The organism is Sphingomonas sp. DMC8, assembly GCF_056314185.1.
This window is the reverse complement of sequence record NZ_JBQUYV010000001.1, coordinates 428648-444709: the sequence shown is the minus strand read 5'-3', so window position 1 is coordinate 444709 and position 16062 is coordinate 428648. Positions and strand designations below refer to the sequence as shown.

The window sequence follows — 16062 nt, the reverse complement described above, 5'->3', positions numbered from 1 at the left end:
CTCGGGCTGCTGGTAAGTCAGCTTTGCGCACCGGTGCGAAGCGACCGCCTTAAGACATATGAGGAGGCGAAGCGAAGCTACGGGCGTCGTTCGCGGGCGGCGCACGGCAGCGGCGGCAAGCTCGACCATCGGGATTGGGTAGATGCGTGGGACTTGCTCATCCTGAGCCTGTCAGCCTGCCTCGCGCGCCGGGCATTGCCTAACGAGGATGTGCTAACGCGCGAACTGCTGGATTGAATGACATGGCAATCGAGCACCCCGCTGAGCGATCATGGCGATGGCCTGGTCGATCTGGTGCTTGTGACACTTAATCAGGATTGACGGCGTCATGGTGAAACCCAAGTTGGATCAACCGGAAAACCCACTGTTCGCGAATGGCGAGAATCATCAGATGAACGCCTGCGTGGGCAACAACGGCGGACCGTACAATCTGTTCGACTATGGGCGCGGCTTTTTCGAGGGCGGCCACGCCGCCGTGAAATCGGCGCAGGACTACATCGGCCCTGTCGATCTGCTCGTCTATCCGGCCGCCTTCGCCTATCGCCATGGCATCGAGCTCTATCTCAAGCATCTGGTGTTCGCGCTCAACACGATCCTCGAAACCGGACGGAGCTTTGAGAAGAACCACAAGATGATCGATCTCTGGAAAGAGGTCGTTGACCTGCACGCGGCGATCGGCCGAGAGCTGATCGAGCCCGAGGCCATTGCCCGCGCGGGCGAGCTGATCGGCTATTTCGACGCCTTCGATCCGACCGGTCAGGTGTTCCGCTATCCCGAAGACATCAAGGGCAACCGACATCTGGCCGAGCACAAGCTCATCAACGTTGAGGTGCTGCGCGACCAGATGGCCGAGCTGCGCGAAATTCTGGAGCGCTGGGTATATCAGGCGGCCGATCATCGCGATTGGCAGGTCGATCAGATCAAGGGCTAGGTAGCCGAGCGAGCGTGATGCCGATCGCTGTCGCTGTCGAGATATCGCCCAACCAAGCTGCGTTCAGATCATGCCTGAATAGGCGCGCACATCGAGCATAGGCGCGGTCCCGATCGCCTGGAGCTGCGCGATCAGCTCCAGTAGGAAGCGCGTTGCAGCCTTGTCGATCGAGGTCACCTCGAAATCGTCATCCCGGCGCATGAACCAACCGGCGTTGGCGACGCAGCCAATATCGATCACGCCTTCCGCCATGTCCTGCCGTAGATGGCCAATCAACGTGTCGCCGAGCGGCGGTGTCCACCCTGCGCCGAGGGTAAGGATGCCTGCCAGGATATGGTGCAGCGGCTTGGGTCGCGAAGGCCCCTCGATCGTCTCAGCGGAGAGGCTGGTGCGATGTAGGCGGCGCACGGAGGCCGCCTTGTCACGCGCGTAGCGGATATGATCGGCGGTCAGTTCCTGCTTGGCTTCGAACACAGCATAGACGCTCTCCGCCGGGACAACGTCGGTGCCTTTAAAGCTGAACACGAACGGCGAATATTGGCGGTCGTGAATGATGACGTCGATCTGCTGGCTAAAGGCGCCTTTGCTGTCGACGACGAAGCCTTTCCGGCTTTCGTAGCGGCGCGGCAGATAGAGGTTAAGCACGTCGTTCCAGACCTGCTCGCTCGCATCTCCTTTTTCCGTTGGGTGTCCGAGTTTTCGGGCGGTCGCGAGTTCGCGTTCGATCTTGTCGTGGAAATCGGCGAAAAGGACGGCGAGAGACCAGTCTGAGGTCATTGAAACACGGTCTCCCAGGAGCTGTTCAGCGCCGAACGCGCGGCCACTGCGAGGGCGGCTTTCGCGTCGGCCGTTAAGGTCGCCGATACGGTGTTGTTCGTGTTCGAGGGATCGATGATCCAGCGTGTCGCGATCGACTGATCGATGGCGCGAAAGGCGGTGACGACATTGTCCTGCACCGCGCCGATTCGCGCGCCCTTCAGGGCGTCGATCACAAAGAGTTCGAGGTAGAACGACGGCCAGTCCAGCCCGAAGCGATTGCGCCAGATCTTGATCAGGCGGATCTCGTTGGTCCGGTCCGACCCGGAGACGACGCGAATATGTTCGTTGATGTTCGTCTGGAGCCAACTGCTGGTCTTGTTGCTCCAAAGGCTGTGATAGTTTCCGTATTGATCCTGCCGGCGTCCCGGGGTCACGTCGACCTTCCAGCCACCAACTTCTATGCCGATCGAGACATTTTGACGCCGCGCTAAATAGCCCGCTTGAGACAAGGCGTTGAAAAGGGTGTCGTAGATCGTTTGGAGCGTGTCGGTAAGCGTCGACGTCAGGGAGATGAAAATGTCGATGTCGGTGCCGCCATGCACGGCCGTGCCTTTGGCAAAGGAACCGCTCGGGCGAGTATCGACGATATAATGAGTACCCCAGCGGCGGAGTACCGGGTCGATCGTAGCTTGAACGCCGCGCACGGGCGAAAAGAGGCCCGTGTTCACGGCGTGCCGCGCCAGCACCATCCGAATATGTTCATCAATCCCCACCATCGCCACAGAGTATAAAAACAAAATTCGCTTGTCGCGTCGATAACCATCCAACGCGCCGAGTGGCGCCGCCTAGCGGAGAGCGTCCTAGCGACAGCTTCTGTCACGAGCAGACGTTCGAGATGGCTGATCCGAACGACCGCATGTGGTCGCCAGCTGCCGGGAACGATGCGCCCAATGATGATGCCGGCGAGTGCGCCGAAGGAAGGTGGAAGATTGAGTTTGGGGTGCGAATCATGCATTCGCCAGCGTCCGAGCAGCTACGGATGCAGACGCCACTGGCCCTAGAACAATCCGTGAAAGTCCGCCGATTTCCAGCTACGGTTTTGCAGTAAATTTGCAGTAAATTGCACGATCGTGCAGCCGTTCGGCAGCTAAGCGATTGAAATCGCTGGTGACCCCTACGGGACTCGAACCCGTGTTTTCGCCGTGAGAGGGCGACGTCCTAGACCGCTAGACGAAGGGGCCAGTGCTTGGCGGAAGGCGGCCACTTAGGGTCAGTGGCTCCTGCCGTCAAGGCGGATGGGCGAGGCGCCCTGCCTTTTATCCCGCGACCGGCAGGCGGAGCGTGCCGTCGGCTTCGTAATGGACCTCGCTATACGCCGTCACCGCGTCGAGCGGCAGCGGCGCGTAGATATGGGGGAAGCGCTGACCGCCGCGCGACGGCTCCCAGCGCACCGCCTCGCCTAGCACCGCCAGGTCCACGGCGGCGAGCCACAGGCCCGTCTGGCCGGCGAAATGCTTCTCCAGCGTCTCCTGCAGCTGTTCGGCGGTGGAGAGGTGGATATAGCCGTCCTGCAAATCGATCGGCGCGCCGAGAAAGACACGCTCGTGCTCGAGCGTGTCCATCTGTTCTGCGGTCAGGATCTTGTAGGCGATGAGTGGCTGATCCCCGGCCATGGCTCAGCCTTCGCCGCCATCGGCTAGGTCCTCACCCGTAACCGCATCCGGCGTGGCCGCGCCGGCAACGGCGCCGTCGCCCAGATTGGCCTCGGCTTCGTCCTCGCTCTCTTCGATCCGCGCGGCGGAGACGACATGTTCGTCGGCCGCGACATTGAACAGCCGCACGCCCGCCGAGTTACGGCCGATGACGCGCAGATCGCCCAGCGACATGCGGATCATCTTCGCCTGATCCGTCACCAGCATCAGCTGATGCCCCTTGGTCGCCGGGAAGCTCGCCACCACCGGCCCGTTGCGGGCGATATTGTCGATGTTGGTGATGCCCTGGCCACCGCGGCCGGTGCGGCGATATTCATAGGCCGAGCTGAGCTTGCCATAACCATTGGCGCAGACGGTGAGGATGAACTGCTCGCGCGCCTTCATCTCTTCGTAGCGCTCGGCCGGCAGATCGCATTCGCCCTCGCGCTCGCCCTTCCACGGGGCGAAGCGAAGGTACGAATCGCGTTCCTCCTGGCTGGCGCCCGAGCGATGCAGGATCGACAGCGACATCACCTGATCGCCCTCGGCCAGACGCATGCCGCGCACGCCGGTGGAGGCGCGGCTCTGGAACTCGCGGACATCCTCGCCCGGGAAGCGGATCGCCTTGCCCGCGCGCGTGGCGAGCAGCACGTCGTCGCCCTCGTTGAGCAGCGCGACGCCGATCAGGCGGTCATCCTCGTCCTCGCCTTCGAACTTCATGGCGATCTTGCCGTTCGAGGGCACGTTGGTGAACAGGTCCATGCTGTTGCGCCGCACATTGCCCTTGGCGGTGGCGAACATGACGTGGAGCTTGCCCCATTCAGCCTCATCTTCCGGCAGCGGAAGCACGGTGGAGATGGTCTCGCCATTGGCGAGCGGCAGCAGGTTCACCATCGGTCGGCCGCGGGTGGCGGGACCGCCTTCGGGCAGACGCCACACCTTCATGCGATAGACGCGGCCGAGCGTGGAGAAGAACAGCACCGGCGTGTGCGTCGACGTGACGAACAGCTCGGTGATCGCATCCTCGTCCTTGGTCGCCATGCCGGCGCGGCCCTTGCCGCCGCGCGCCTGGGCGCGGAAGGCATCGAGCGGAGTGCGCTTGATATAGCCCTGGACCGTGACGGTCACGACCATGTCCTCGCGCTCGATCAGATCCTCGTCGTCGATGCCGTCGGCGGCAGCGGCGATCTCGGTCTTGCGCGGGGTGGCATAGGTGTCGCGGATCAGCACCAGCTCGCCGCGCAGCACTTCGTAGAGCTTGGCGCGGTTGCCGAGGATTTCGAGCAGCTCGGCGATCGAATCGGCGAGTTCCTTGAGCTCGTCGCCGATCTCGTCGCGGCCGAGCGCCGTCAGGCGGTGCAGGCGCAGGTCGAGGATCGCGCGGACCTGGGTGTCGGACAGGCGATAGCTGTCGCCGGTAACTTCGGTGTCCACCGCCTCGACCAGGCGGATATAGGGCGCGATCTCGGCGATCGGCCATTCGCGGGCGAGCAGGGCTTCGCGGGCGGCGGCCGGGCTCGACGAGCCGCGGATGATCTTCACCACCTCGTCGAGATTGGTGACCGCGATCACCAGGCCGAGCAAGATGTGCGCACGGTCGCGCGCCTTGGCCAGCTCGAACTTCGAGCGGCGGGTGATGACCTCCTCGCGGAACTTGACGAAGGCCTCGATGATGTCGCGCAGGTTGAGCAGTTCCGGCCGGCCACCGCGGATCGCCAGCATATTTGCCGGGAAGCTCGATTGCGCCGGCGTGTTCCGCCAGATCTGGTTGAGCACCACCTCGGGCGTCGCGTCGCGGCGCAGGTCGATGACGATGCGCACGCCCTCGCGCGAGCTTTCGTCGCGAATGTCGGAGACGCCCTCGATCCGCTTTTCCTTGGCGGCCTCGGCGATCTTCTCCACCAGTGCGTTCTTGCCCTGCTGGTACGGAATTTCGGTGAGCACGATCGAGCGACGCTCGCCGCGCTGTTCGAATTCGTGGCGCGAACGCACCAGAATCGAGCCGCGGCCGGTCTGATAGGCCGAACGGCAGCCAGAACGGCCGAGGATCACCGCGCCGGTCGGGAAGTCCGGACCGGGGACGATTTCCATCAGCTCTTCCGCCGAGATCGCGCCATTGTCGATATAGGCGAGGCAGGCGTTGATGACTTCGCCGAGATTGTGCGGCGGAATGTTGGTCGCCATGCCGACCGCGATGCCGCCCGCGCCGTTGACCAGCAGGTTGGGGAAACGCGCGGGGAGAACCGACGGCTCGCTTTCCGAACCGTCATAGTTCGGCACGAAGTCGACCGTGTCCTTTTCGATATCGTCGAGCAGCGCCGTCGCCACGCGAGCGAGGCGCGCTTCGGTGTAACGCATTGCGGCGGGCGGATCGGGGTCCATCGAGCCGAAATTGCCCTGGCCGTCGATCAGCGGCACGCGCATCGCCCAGTCCTGCGCCATGCGGGCCATCGCGTCGTAGATCGAGCTGTCGCCGTGCGGATGGTATTTACCCATCACGTCACCGACCAGGCGGGCAGACTTGCGATAGGGCCGTCCGGCGACATAGCCGCCTTCCTGCGCGGCATAGAGGATGCGGCGGTGGACGGGCTTCAGGCCGTCACGAACGTCGGGCAGTGCGCGCGCCACGATCACGCTCATCGCGTAATCGAGGTACGAGGTCTTCATCTCGTCGACGATCGAGATCGGAGTGATGTCGGAAGGGTCGGCGAGCTGCGTCTCGTCGGTCAAAGGATCATTCTTTCGGGTTTTTGTTACGTGTTTATGGCTCTAGCGGGACGGAGGCATCCTGCCAACCCCGCGCCCGCGCGTACGCGCACACGCGCGCGTGGGGGTCTTCAGGAGCCAGCGGTGCTTTCGTGCGTTCGGCGGGGCGCCGGTTTCGTTCAATCGATGTTCAGCGGCGTTGCGACATCCGCCATGCCCGCTTGAATGCCCCACGGAGCGCCGATAGAGGAGCGCGGATGCCGGCTGGCCGACGAGGAGAGTTCATATGAAGGTTGTTTCCAAGGTTGCAATGGCGATGGCCCTGACGCTCGGCGGCACGGCGCTGGTCGCCACCCCCGCCGCTGCCCAAAAGAAGGAAAGCGGCAAGGACAATGGCGGCCTGAAGGTAAGCAACGAGTTCCGCAAGCCGGCCGAAGCGGCCCGCACTGCGATCGAGGCGAAGGACTGGGCAACCGCGGACGCGCAGCTCACCGCGATGGACGCCGTCGCCAAGACTGACGACGAGAAATATTATGCCGCCTATCTGCGCTCGCGCGTAGACGCGCAGCGCAACAATGCCGCAGGGCTGATGAAGGATCTGGAAGTGCTGATCGCCAGCCAGCGCACGCCGCCGGCCGATCTGCCGGTCTATCAGCGCCAATATTATGCCCTGGCCGGCGATGCCGCGCTGAAGGACAAGAAATATGCCGAAGGCATCGACCTGCTGCTGAAGTCGCGCGCTGCCGGCAACACCGATTTCGACCTGGCGCTGTCGCTGGCCAATGCCTATTCGGCAACCGGCAAGCAGGCCGAATCCGTCGCAGAAGTCGATCGCGCGATCCAGGCCGTGAAGGCCAGCGGCCAGAAGCCGCCGGTCGCCTGGTACCAGTTCGCGATCCCGAAGGTCTATGCGCTGGGCGACCGCGCGGCGATCTCCCAGTGGGTCGGCAAGATGCTGCAGGATTACCCGACCACCAAGAACTGGCATTGGGCAATTCTGGTGATCCGCGGCAGCGGCGATACCGGCGGCGCGAAGCTGACCAATGCGCAGCGCGTCGACCTGTACCGCCTGATGCGCGCCACCAAGGTGCTGGCGGACGCCAACGACTATTATGAATATGCCAGCTCGGTGAACCAGCTGGGCATGCCGCGCGAAACCGTGGCGGTGATCGGTGAAGGCCGCGCGGCAGGCAAGATCCCGGCCGGTGATGCCGATTTCAACCATCTCTACACCGCGGCCGAAGCCAATGCGAAGGCCGACGCTTCGCTCGCCGTGATCGCCAAGCAGGGCGAAGCGGCAGCGACCGGCAAGGCGGCCGCAGCCAGCGCCGATGCGCTGTTCGCCGGCGGCGAATTCGCCAAGGCAGAGGCGCTCTATGCCGCCGCGCTGCAGAAGGGCGGCGTCGACGCCGACACGATCAACCTGCATCGCGGCGTCGCGCTCTACAATCTGGGCCGCAAGGACGACGCCCGCACCGCCTTCGCGCAGGTGAAGGGCGCGCCGGCGCGGGACATTGCCCTGCTGTGGACCGTCGCGCTGGACCTGCCGCCGCTCACCGCAGCCTGAGGCACGGCCCTTCGGCTAAAGGAAAAGGGCGGCCCTGGGGCCGCCCTTTTTCGTCAGAGCTCGGGAACCGGCACACCCGGCAGCGCCTTGGACGTGCGGATCGTCAGCGATGTCTTTACATGTTCGACATTCGGGGCGGTGGTCAGCCGCGTCGTCAGGATCGTCTGGAAGCTTTGCAGGTCGGGCGCGACAATCTTCAGGATGAAGTCGATCTCCCCGTTCAGCATGTGGCATTCGCGCACTTCGGGAATATCAGATACCAGTTGCTCGAACGCGCGCAGGTCGCTTTCGGCCTGGCTCTTCAGGCTCACCAGTGCGAACACGGTGAGGTTGTAGCCCAAGGCCGAGGGATCGAGCGCGGCATGATAGCCGGTGATCGCGCCTTCCTGCTCCAGCGCGCGAACGCGGCGCAGGCACGGCGGGGCTGTCAGCCCGACACGTTCGGCAAGCTCGACATTGGTCATCCGGCCATTGTCCTGCAGCAGGGCGAGGATACGGACGTCAATCTCGTCGAATCGCATGGGTAGAAACGCTCCTGTGGTGAAATTCTGTCTTTCCGATCGCCGCTAGCATAATAAAATTACACTGCAACGCAATTGTCCCACATTGCGACGTGCCGAAATGAGCTGTTCCGCATGGCTGCCCAAGAAGTTAAGCAATCCCCTGTCGCACCCGCGGGGGGTGCGCTGACGATGGGTCAGACGTTGCGGTTCGATGATACCCTGGAGACGGTGCTTGCAGCCGATCTGAGCACGCCGGTGGGCGTGCAATCGGCATGGCGGCAGCTTGTCGACCTGGTCGGCCGCCGGCGGGTCGATGCCGATCCGCGCGCACTTTCAGCACTGCGGGCAATCCGCGATTCGGTGCCCGAGCCGGTGCGCCGGGCAAGTGCCCGCGCACTGGAATTCGCCAATCCCCCTGCCCCGCTCGTCCGGCTGCTCGCCACCGATACGCTGGCCGTTGCCATGCCGGTGCTGCGCAGCGCCCGCATGACCTCGCCCGAATGGATCGAGCTGCTGCCGGAATTGCCGCCGGCGGCGCGCAATGTGCTGCGCAACCGCCGCGACCTGAGCCCCGCCGTGCGTCGGGCGCTGGAGAGCTTCGGACCGGTGGATTTCGTGCTGGCCGACCAGCGCCCGGCCGAAGAGCAGCTTGCCGAAGCACAGGAAGCCGAGGCACCTGCGGCCGAAGCGACGCCGCAACCGGAGCCGGTAGCACGACCGGAAATGGAAGCGCCGCGCCCGCCGCTGCGTCCGATTGCGCCCGAGATCGCGCCATTCCTGTCGGACATACCGCCCACGGCGCACGTACCGCCTGCGCCAGCGGAGACAACGGTGGCCAGCGACGGCCTTGCCGATGGCGATGGTCCGTTCGAAATTGCCGAAGTCGTCGCCCGTATCGACGCCTTCTGGCGCCAGCGCGAGGAAAATGGCGCACGCCCGCCAAAGGCGGCGCCCCGCGCGCGCGAACTGCGCTTCGAAACCGATTCCGCCGGCGTCGTCCGCTGGGTAGAAGGCGTCAGCCGCGCGCCGATGATCGGCCTGTCGCTTGATCTGCAGGGCATGCCCGATGGCAGCCGCGTCGACGGTGTGGCGAGCGGCGCCTTCCGGCGGCGCGCAGGTTTCACCAACGCGCGGATGACGATCGAAGGCGAGTCCGATGCGGCCGGTGACTGGCTGATTTCCGCGATTCCCGTGTTCGATCCGGTGAATGGCCGCTTCAGCGGCTATCGCGGCACGGGCCGCCGGCCGCGCGTGGACGAACGCGCCGAGCCCATCCGCCCCGAACGTCGCGCCGAGGCGGATTCGCTCCGCCAGCTCGTTCACGAGCTGCGCACGCCGACCAATGCCATTGCCGGCTTCGCGGAAATGATCGAGACGCAGATGCTCGGTCCGGTTGCAGAGGCGTATCGCGAGCGCGCAGCGATCGTCCGCGCCCAGGCACGCGAGCTGATGGGGGCGATCGACGATCTCGATCTGGCCGCGCGCATCGAAACCGCGGCGCTGTCGCTGATGCCGGGTCGGGTCGCGCTGCGGCCGCTGGTGACAGGCATTGCCAATGACCTCGCCCAGCTGTGCGAACTGCGCGGGTCGATGATCGACCTGCCGGTCGAGGATCTGGCAGTCCATGGCGATCACCGCGCCGTCGAGAGGCTGCTGGCCCGGCTGCTGGCCACCTTAGTATCGGCGACCGCTGCGGGCGAGCATATCCGCGTCCAGCTGGCGCTGGAGGGCGAGCGGATGGTTGCGATCACGATCGATCGCCCGCGCGCACTCGCGGATTATCCCGGCGATTCGGTGCTCGGCATCGACGATGAGGATGAGGACACAACGCTGCTCGGCACGGGCTTTGCCCTGCGGCTGGGCCGCAACCTTGCGCGGGAGCTGGGCGGCAGCCTGGTCATTGCGCCCGAAAGCTTGACTTTGCGGTTGCCGGCCGCCGTAAGCGGACAGGTGGGACAGGCACATCTGAACTGACATGGTGCAGCAGCATCTGCACGGCCGGGGCTGCGGCTATCGCGTCCCTGCGCCCCCCGCCTCGGCTCGTCTTGCCTGGCCCGACAGCTTCGGCACGCGCTTTACGCTGTTCGTCGATACCGAAGAAGAATTCGAATGGGGGGCACCCTTTCGGCGCGACGGGCATGGCACCAGCGCGATTGCGGCAATGCCGGCGGCGCATGCCCGCTTCGCCGACCACGGCGTGCCGCTGACCTTCCTGGTCGATTATCCGATCGTCGATTCGCCGCGCGCCGTGGAGACGTTGCAGCGGCTGCTGGAAGATGGGCAGTCGGCGGTGGGCACGCAGCTGCATCCCTGGGTCAACCCGCCGTTCGACGAAGTGCTGGATGGGCCGAACAGCTTTGCCGGCAACCTGCCCGCTGCGCTGGAACGCGCGAAACTGGCGGCGCTCACCGACCGGATCGAAGCGGCATTCGGCACCCGCCCCTTTGTCTATCGCGCCGGGCGCTACGGCATCGGCCCCAACAGCCATGCGCTGCTATCGGAACTCGGCTATCGCATCGATAGCTCGATGCGCAGCGGCTATAGCTATGCGAGCGAAGGTGGCCCCGATTTCGGCAAGATCGACAACCATGCCTTTCGGATCGACCAGGATGGCGACCGGTGCCTGATCGCGCTGCCGTTGACGACGGTCTTCACCGGCCTCGCCCGCCGGGGCGGCGCGCCGCTCCATCGCTGGCTAGGCAGCGTACCGCGCGGTCGCGGCGTGGCGTCGCGGCTGGGGCTGTTGTCGCGGGTGGCGCTCACCCCCGAAGACATGCCGCTAGGCGAAGCGCTGGAGGCGATCCGCATCGCTGTGGGCGACGGTGTTCGGCTGCTCAACTTCAGTTTCCATTCGCCGTCGGTCGAGCCGGGGCACACCCCTTATGTCCGCGATGCGGCCGATCTGGCGGCATTTCATCGCTGGTGGGATGCGGTATTTGTGCTGTTGCGCCGGCTGAACGTGGCACCCGCATCGCTTGCCGATATCGACGCGGCTTGCAGCCAGGCCCAAAGCTCCGCTAGGGGCAGCAAGGCTGGGGGCCTGTAGCTCAATGGTTAGAGCTGGCCGCTCATAACGGCTAGGTTGCGGGTTCGAGTCCTGCCGGGCCCACCAGCTACAGGCTTGTACCGGGCGCCGCGAACGCCTAGGCGGGCCAATACGTCGGGGAGTAGCGCAGTCTGGTAGCGCATCTGGTTTGGGACCAGAGGGTCGCAGGTTCGAATCCTGTCTCCCCGACCACTTTCGACAATCTGGCGAGGAACGCGACCTTCCGGTTGCGGTGCCCATAAAAGCGAAGGGCCACGGTCCCCCACGAACCGCGGCCCTTGCCTGCCCCCGCTATCGTCGCCCTGTCAGGCGACCTGCGTATCTTCCTGTCCCGCCTCATCGGGCTCGCGCAGCACATAGCCGCGGCCCCATACGGTCTCGATATAATTCTCGCCATCGCATGCCATGCTCAGCTTTTTGCGCAGCTTGCAGATGAACACGTCGATGATCTTCAGTTCCGGCTCGTCCATCCCGCCATAGAGATGGTTGAGGAACATTTCCTTGGTCAGCGTGGTGCCCTTGCGGAGCGACAGCAGCTCCAGCATCGCATATTCCTTGCCGGTCAGATGCACGCGGGCGCCGTCGACTTCGACGGTCTTGGCGTCCAGGTTCACCGCCAGCTTGCCGGTGCGGATCACCGACTGCGAATGGCCCTTCGAGCGACGCACCACGGCGTGGATGCGCGCGATCAGCTCTTCGCGGTGGAACGGCTTGGTGACGTAATCGTCGGCACCAAAGCCGAACGAGCGCACCTTCGAATCCATTTCGTTGATCCCCGACAGGATCAGCACCGGGGTCTGCACCCGGGCAACGCGGACCTTTTTCAGCACGTCATAGCCGTGCATGTCCGGCAGGTTGAGATCGAGCAGGATGATGTCGTAATCATAGAGCTTGGCGAGGTCCAAGCCCTCTTCGCCCAGATCGGTCGTGTAGACGTTGAACCCCTCGGTCGAGAGCATGAGTTCAATAGCCTTGGCAGTGCTAGGCTCGTCTTCAATCAGCAGCACGCGCATCGCCGGTCCCCTGTCCACACCACGCGAAAAGGCCCCTTTGCCCGACGCGCTGGACGATTCATTAACCTAAGGCTGTCTGAAGGCAAAAGGTTAATTTCTCGCTAAGGCGCAGCAATCCACGAGTCGCGGAAAATACGGAGGCCGGTAACGTTTCGGCATCGTCACAATGTCACGCTGGCTTCGCGCTGGCAAAGCGTGCGCAACCGCTCGGTCAGGAAATCGATCAGCGCCTCCACCCGAACCGGGCGCAGCGTGCCCGGCGGCGTCAGCAGATGCAGCGCCGCAGCCCCGGCCTGCCAGTCCTCCAGCACGCGCTCGAGCCTGCCGGCGGCGATCTCCTCGTCCACCAGAAAACCCGGCAGCCGGGCGACGCCCAGCCCGGCGCGGAGCGCCGGCAGCATCGTTTCGCCATTGTCGGTGCGCAGCGGCCCGTCGACCCGCACCGCAGCTTCCTCACCGCCTGCGCGGCGAAACCGCCACAGCGCGGGGGTGGCAGTGTTGGTATAGACGAAGCAGGCATGGCGGGCGAGATCGGCAGGATGGCCCGGCCTGCCGGCGCGATCGAAATAGGAGGGCGCGCCCACGACATGCACGCCCACCGGCCCCAGCCGCCTGGCTCGCAACGAGCTGTCGGGCAGTTCGGCGATGCGCAGCGCAACATCCACCCCTTCGCCGACAATGTCGATAAAAGCATCAGAGAGCGTCAACTCCACCCGGATCGCCGGATGGGCTGCCATGAAATCGGCCAGCACCGGCGCCAGATGCCGTATGCCGAAGGTAAGCGGCGCCGATAGCCGCACCACACCGGAGGGCGCCCGGGCCGATTCGAACGCCGCCTCCTCTGCAGCCTGTCCCTCGGCCAGGATGCGCTGGGCATGATCGGCCAGGGTACGACCGCTGTCGGTGAGCGTCAGCCGGCGCGAGGTGCGGTGGAACAGGGTCGTGCCCAGTCGCTCCTCCAGCCGGGTGATCGCCTTGGACACCGTGGCCTTGGACAGATTGAGCGCCACCGCCGCGCCGCTGAACGACCGGTTCTCGACGACGCTGGCAAACACAGCCCAGGCTTCGAAATCGGGTAGTTTCATGGCGATGGCTCCGGCGATGGCCACTCATAACACGAAACGATCAGTTTCCAAGGTTTCCGTTTACGCACCGATCCGCCTGCCTATCTTGGCGGCAACGGAAAAGGAGATCAGCGATGATCGACAAACGCAGTTTCGAAAGCCTGGGCGGCGCGGACCATGGCTGGCTGAAGGCCAAACACCATTTCAGCTTCGCCAACTATTATGATCCGGCCCGGATGGGCTGGGGTGCCCTGCGCGTCTGGAACGACGACGAAATCGCCTCCAACTCGGGCTTCCCGCCGCACCCGCACCAGGACATGGAAATCATCACCTATGTCCGCTCCGGCGCGATTACCCATCAGGATTCGATGGGCAACAAGGGCCGCACCGAGGCAGGCGACGTACAGGTGATGAGCGCGGGCACCGGCGTGCGCCATGCCGAATATAATCTGGAACCGGAGACGACCCGCATCTTCCAGATCTGGATCATGCCCCGCGAACGCGGCGGCCAGCCGAGCTGGGGCGCCAAGCCCTTCCCTAAGGGCGACCGATCGGGCCGGTTTGTCACGCTCGCCTCCGGATTTGCCGAGGACAAGGACGCGCTGCCGATCCGTGCCGATGCCCGGGTGCTGGGCGCGACGCTGAAGGCAGGTGAGAGCGTAACCCATACTGTAGGTGAGGGGCGCCACGCCTATCTGGTGCCTGCAATCGGCGCGATCACCGTGGATGGCGAAGCGGTTAACGCCCGCGACGGGGCCGCGCTCAGCGGCGGCCAGACCGTGACGATCACGGCAACCGAAGACGCCGAAATCGTCCTCGTCGACTCCGAATAATTCCTCCCCCCGGGCGGACCGGCCGGTCCGCCCCTTCCTTTCAGCAAAGGACTGCGACCATGACCAAGATCCTCGTGCTTTATTATTCCTCCTATGGCCACCTGGCGAAGATGGCCGATGCCGTAGCCGAAGGCGCTCGCAGCAGCGGCGCCACTGTCGATGTCCGCCGCGTCGCCGAGACTGCGCCGTTCGAAGTCGCCCAGGCCGCCGGCTTCCGCGTCGACGAGAGCCATGCCGTGCTCGACGATGTGAACGAACTGGCAAGCTATGACGGCATCATCGTCGGTTCGCCCACGCGCTTCGGCCGCATCGCCAGCCAGATGGCCGCCTTCTGGGACAAGGCCGGCGGCGTGTGGTTCCAGGGCAAGCTGAATGGCAAGGTCGGCGCGGCCTTCACCTCGACTGCCTCGCAGCATGGCGGGCAGGAGACCACCCTGTTCTCGATCCTGACCAACCTGCTGCACTTCGGCATGACGATCGTCGGCCTCGACTATGGCTTTCAGGGCCAGGGCGGTGTCGATGAAGTGAAGGGCGGCGCGCCTTACGGCGCGACCACCATCGCCGATGGCGACGGCAGCCGCCAACCGAGCGACGTCGAGCTGGAAGGTGCCCGCTATCTCGGCCGCCGCGTTGCCGATACGGCCGCAAAGCTGAAGGGCTGAGACGAAAAACGCTCCCCTCCCTGAAAAGGGAGGGGCTGGGGGTGGGTCCGCCGCCGTCAGGCGGCAGGACTCCCTTTCCGCTTGAGGATAGATTTTTGGGGCGCGCAGACGCGCGCACCCACCCCCGGCCCCTCCCTTGCAGGGAGGGGGGTAGGTTTGCGAAATCGACCGCCGGGGATGCCAAGGCTTTTTGCGTGCAAGCCGTGCGGCACGCGCTATATCCCCCGCCATGCTGCAGGATCGGGTACTCTTCATCGACGGCGAAGCGATCATTCTAGACAAGCCTGCGGGTTTGCCGGTCGATCGCCCGCGCGACGGGTCCGAGAGTTTGGACGATCTGCTCGACCAGCTCACCTTTGGCTTCCAGCGCCTGCCCACGCCCGTCCACCGGCTCGATCGCGACACCAGCGGCTGCCTGTTGCTCGCCCGCAATCCCAAGGCGATGAAGCGCTTCGGCCAGGCCTTCGAGGCAGGCCAGGTGACCAAGCGCTATTTCGCGATTGTCGATGGGGTACCAGCGCAGGACTCCGGTGAGATCGACCTGCCGCTCGCCAAGATATCCTCGGCGGAAGAAGGCTGGCGGATGACAGGCGACCCGAAAGGCAAGGCCGCCCGCACCCGCTGGAAACGCATCGAAGTGCTGGGCGACCGGGCAATGCTGGCCTTTTATCCGGAGACCGGGCGCACGCACCAGATCCGCGTACATGCGGCGGAAGGGCTCGGCATCCCGATCGTAGGCGATCCGGTCTATGGTCGCGGCGGTCCCGCGCTGATGCTCCACGCCCAGTCGCTCAACCTGCCGCGCGCCGGCAAGCCCGATGTCCGGGCCGAGGCCCCGCTGCCGCCGCGCTTCCACCATCTCGGTTTCGGCCAGCCCCGTGGCTGAGATTCCCGAGGCGGCGATCGTCGAGGAAAAATTCCTCGCCGCTACCGGTCCCGGCGGTCAGAATGTCAACAAGGTGGCGACCGCAGTGCAATTGCGCGTCGATGTGTTCAAGCTGGGGCTGACGCCCTATGCCTATGGCCGGCTGAAGGAGCTGGCCGGGAGCCGGATGACCTCGGGCGGCGAGCTGGTGATCACCGCTCGCCAGTTCCGCACCCAGGAAGCAAACCGGGCGGACGCCCGCCAGCGCCTTTCCGACCTGATCGACAAGGCGCATGAGCGGCAGGCGAAGCGCATCAAGACCAAGCCCAGCAAGGCCGCCAAGGCGCGCCGCGTCGATGCCAAGAAGGGGCGTTCGGCGGTGAAGGCAGGGCGCGGCAAGGTATCGGTGGATTAAGGGGGAA

Annotated in this window: 15 protein-coding genes and 3 tRNA genes; 10 read left to right on the top strand and 8 right to left on the bottom strand. The window is 64.8% G+C overall.

Annotated features, from left to right (window positions below; all coding sequences use genetic code 11):
- Nucleotides 1-391: 391 nt before the first annotated feature.
- Nucleotides 392-931, top strand: a complete 540-nt coding sequence (locus ACT53K_RS02105; RefSeq protein WP_476226873.1) for a hypothetical protein — start codon at nucleotides 392-394, stop codon at nucleotides 929-931.
- A gap of 63 nt (nucleotides 932-994) precedes the next feature.
- On the opposite strand, the gene ACT53K_RS02100 is transcribed toward ACT53K_RS02105, so the two are convergent.
- The 5 genes from ACT53K_RS02100 to gyrA all read right to left on the bottom strand — a co-directional run bounded on the left by ACT53K_RS02100 (nucleotide 995) and on the right by gyrA (nucleotide 6111).
- Nucleotides 995-1708 carry a DUF6602 domain-containing protein gene (locus ACT53K_RS02100; protein WP_476226872.1) on the bottom strand — a complete coding sequence of 238 codons (714 nt, stop codon included), beginning with the start codon at nucleotides 1706-1708 and terminating at the stop codon, nucleotides 995-997.
- Nucleotides 1705-2466, bottom strand: coding sequence for a nucleotidyltransferase family protein (locus tag ACT53K_RS02095; protein ID WP_476226871.1), 762 nt, complete (start codon nucleotides 2464-2466; stop codon nucleotides 1705-1707). The genes ACT53K_RS02100 and ACT53K_RS02095 overlap by 4 nt, the downstream gene beginning before the upstream one ends.
- Nucleotides 2467-2855: 389 nt before the next feature.
- Nucleotides 2856-2931 (bottom strand) — tRNA-Glu (locus tag ACT53K_RS02090).
- 75 nt (nucleotides 2932-3006) lie between these two features.
- Entirely contained in the window at nucleotides 3007-3363 is a 357-nt protein-coding gene (locus ACT53K_RS02085; RefSeq protein ID WP_476226870.1) for a DUF952 domain-containing protein, read from the bottom strand.
- A gap of 3 nt (nucleotides 3364-3366) precedes the next feature.
- Nucleotides 3367-6111, bottom strand: a complete 2745-nt coding sequence (gene gyrA / locus ACT53K_RS02080) for a DNA gyrase subunit A (protein ID WP_476226869.1) — start codon at nucleotides 6109-6111, stop codon at nucleotides 3367-3369.
- 262 nt (nucleotides 6112-6373) lie between these two features.
- Between gyrA and ACT53K_RS02075 the strand changes: the two genes are divergently transcribed.
- Nucleotides 6374-7654: a tetratricopeptide repeat protein gene (locus ACT53K_RS02075; protein ID WP_476226868.1), complete on the top strand. Its 1281-nt coding sequence runs from the start codon at nucleotides 6374-6376 to the stop codon at nucleotides 7652-7654.
- A 53-nt stretch (nucleotides 7655-7707) separates the two neighbouring features.
- Here the strand turns inward: ACT53K_RS02075 and ACT53K_RS02070 are convergent, their stop codons facing one another.
- Entirely contained in the window at nucleotides 7708-8175 is a 468-nt protein-coding gene (locus tag ACT53K_RS02070) for an Lrp/AsnC family transcriptional regulator (protein WP_476226867.1), read from the bottom strand.
- 171 nt (nucleotides 8176-8346) lie between these two features.
- Between ACT53K_RS02070 and ACT53K_RS02065 the strand changes: the two genes are divergently transcribed.
- The 4 genes from ACT53K_RS02065 (at nucleotide 8347) to ACT53K_RS02050 (ending at nucleotide 11395) form a co-directional block, all read left to right on the top strand.
- The gene (locus ACT53K_RS02065) at nucleotides 8347-10131 is read left to right on the top strand and encodes a sensor histidine kinase (protein WP_476226866.1); all 1785 of its coding nucleotides are present in this window, start codon (nucleotides 8347-8349) and stop codon (nucleotides 10129-10131) included.
- Nucleotide 10132: 1 nt separating this feature from the next.
- The gene (locus tag ACT53K_RS02060; RefSeq protein ID WP_476226865.1) at nucleotides 10133-11203 is read left to right on the top strand and encodes a polysaccharide deacetylase family protein; all 1071 of its coding nucleotides are present in this window, start codon (nucleotides 10133-10135) and stop codon (nucleotides 11201-11203) included.
- Nucleotides 11194-11269: transfer RNA gene (locus ACT53K_RS02055), tRNA-Ile, on the top strand. Before ACT53K_RS02060 ends, ACT53K_RS02055 begins: the two co-directional genes overlap by 10 nt.
- 49 nt (nucleotides 11270-11318) lie before the next feature.
- Nucleotides 11319-11395, top strand: a tRNA-Pro gene (locus ACT53K_RS02050).
- Between the two features lie 113 nt (nucleotides 11396-11508).
- Here the strand turns inward: ACT53K_RS02050 and ctrA are convergent.
- On the bottom strand, nucleotides 11509-12216 hold the full coding sequence (gene ctrA / locus ACT53K_RS02045; RefSeq protein ID WP_476226864.1) for a response regulator transcription factor CtrA: 708 nt from the start codon (nucleotides 12214-12216) through the stop codon (nucleotides 11509-11511).
- A gap of 161 nt (nucleotides 12217-12377) precedes the next feature.
- The gene (locus ACT53K_RS02040; protein WP_476226863.1) at nucleotides 12378-13301 is read right to left on the bottom strand and encodes a LysR family transcriptional regulator; all 924 of its coding nucleotides are present in this window, start codon (nucleotides 13299-13301) and stop codon (nucleotides 12378-12380) included.
- 113 nt (nucleotides 13302-13414) lie between these two features.
- Between ACT53K_RS02040 and ACT53K_RS02035 the strand changes: the two genes are divergently transcribed.
- The 4 genes from ACT53K_RS02035 to arfB all read left to right on the top strand — a co-directional run bounded on the left by ACT53K_RS02035 (nucleotide 13415) and on the right by arfB (nucleotide 16055).
- A complete protein-coding gene (locus ACT53K_RS02035) occupies nucleotides 13415-14113 on the top strand; it encodes a pirin family protein (protein WP_476226862.1) in 699 nt (232 codons plus the stop codon).
- Nucleotides 14114-14172: 59 nt separating this feature from the next.
- Nucleotides 14173-14775 (top strand): NAD(P)H:quinone oxidoreductase, encoded by a 603-nt coding sequence (wrbA, locus tag ACT53K_RS02030; protein WP_476226861.1) that lies wholly within the window; start codon nucleotides 14173-14175, stop codon nucleotides 14773-14775.
- Between the two features lie 229 nt (nucleotides 14776-15004).
- Nucleotides 15005-15661 (top strand): RluA family pseudouridine synthase, encoded by a 657-nt coding sequence (locus tag ACT53K_RS02025; RefSeq protein WP_476226860.1) that lies wholly within the window; start codon nucleotides 15005-15007, stop codon nucleotides 15659-15661.
- On the top strand, nucleotides 15654-16055 hold the full coding sequence (gene arfB / locus ACT53K_RS02020) for an alternative ribosome rescue aminoacyl-tRNA hydrolase ArfB (RefSeq protein WP_476226859.1): 402 nt from the start codon (nucleotides 15654-15656) through the stop codon (nucleotides 16053-16055). The genes ACT53K_RS02025 and arfB overlap by 8 nt, the downstream gene beginning before the upstream one ends.
- The last annotated feature ends 7 nt before the right edge of the window (nucleotides 16056-16062 follow it).

Coding starts and splice junctions, on each gene's coding strand:
- ctrA (WP_476226864.1), bottom strand. CDS start 12,216: ATGCGCGTGCTGCTGATTGAAGACGAGCCTAGCACTGCCAAGGCTATT.
- ACT53K_RS02035 (WP_476226862.1), top strand. CDS start 13,415: ATGATCGACAAACGCAGTTTCGAAAGCCTGGGCGGCGCGGACCATGGC.
- ACT53K_RS02100 (WP_476226872.1), bottom strand. CDS start 1,708: ATGACCTCAGACTGGTCTCTCGCCGTCCTTTTCGCCGATTTCCACGAC.
- ACT53K_RS02085 (WP_476226870.1), bottom strand. CDS start 3,363: ATGGCCGGGGATCAGCCACTCATCGCCTACAAGATCCTGACCGCAGAA.
- ACT53K_RS02065 (WP_476226866.1), top strand. CDS start 8,347: ATGGGTCAGACGTTGCGGTTCGATGATACCCTGGAGACGGTGCTTGCA.
- wrbA (WP_476226861.1), top strand. CDS start 14,173: ATGACCAAGATCCTCGTGCTTTATTATTCCTCCTATGGCCACCTGGCG.
- ACT53K_RS02060 (WP_476226865.1), top strand. CDS start 10,133: ATGGTGCAGCAGCATCTGCACGGCCGGGGCTGCGGCTATCGCGTCCCT.
- ACT53K_RS02070 (WP_476226867.1), bottom strand. CDS start 8,175: ATGCGATTCGACGAGATTGACGTCCGTATCCTCGCCCTGCTGCAGGAC.
- ACT53K_RS02075 (WP_476226868.1), top strand. CDS start 6,374: ATGAAGGTTGTTTCCAAGGTTGCAATGGCGATGGCCCTGACGCTCGGC.
- ACT53K_RS02105 (WP_476226873.1), top strand. CDS start 392: ATGAACGCCTGCGTGGGCAACAACGGCGGACCGTACAATCTGTTCGAC.
- ACT53K_RS02025 (WP_476226860.1), top strand. CDS start 15,005: ATGCTGCAGGATCGGGTACTCTTCATCGACGGCGAAGCGATCATTCTA.
- ACT53K_RS02095 (WP_476226871.1), bottom strand. CDS start 2,466: ATGGTGGGGATTGATGAACATATTCGGATGGTGCTGGCGCGGCACGCC.
- ACT53K_RS02040 (WP_476226863.1), bottom strand. CDS start 13,301: ATGAAACTACCCGATTTCGAAGCCTGGGCTGTGTTTGCCAGCGTCGTC.